The sequence below is a fragment of the Vibrio sp. 1978 genome (assembly GCF_033344345.1).
Genome location: NZ_JAWPOP010000865.1, coordinates 1 through 553, shown reverse-complemented (window position 1 = coordinate 553; position 553 = coordinate 1). Strand labels below are relative to the sequence as shown.

The window sequence follows — 553 nt, the reverse complement described above, 5'->3', positions numbered from 1 at the left end:
CTTGACAGGTTTTCAGAGAACATGAAAAAACAAGTATTCACCCCTGAAGAATTGGAAATCGATACTGAGGCGAGTCCTTTTGTTTTTGTTGATTACCTGTCCTGGACAATCCCTTACTCATCTTTGCGTCACGCTCACAAGTCAGATCTTTCTTCTGCTATTTGGGCTCCAATCCCTAAGCCAAATTACCGCATGGCTAAAACTCCTGAGCAAAAAGAAAAGTTAATCGAGCGATACAAACAACAATGGAACGTTGCAATGATGGAACGTTTGGAGGTTTTTTGCTTGCACGTTCTTGGCCTTCGCATGTCGCCTTGGCGTGGTAAGGGTTTATACGGTTACGAGGATTCATGTCACTTGATGACCAAACACTCTAATAAGCACGTTGGATTTGTTGCTTTGGGTGGCAACCGTGGAACCTGTTATTTCCAAATTGAGGGGCTAGGGTGCAAACACGTTTTTGAGCACACAAGTGCATTCCGTTTGCATTGGTGGTTAGATCTTCTCGACTGTAACCGTCTATCTCGAATCGACCTTGCAGTCGATGACTTCC

1 pseudogene is annotated in these 553 nt (G+C 44.3%); it reads left to right on the top strand.

Features of this window, described 5'->3' with window-relative positions:
• Positions 1-21: 21 nt before the first annotated feature.
• A pseudogene (locus tag R8N49_RS29560) lies at positions 22-553 on the top strand (replication initiation factor family protein); the annotation flags it as partial.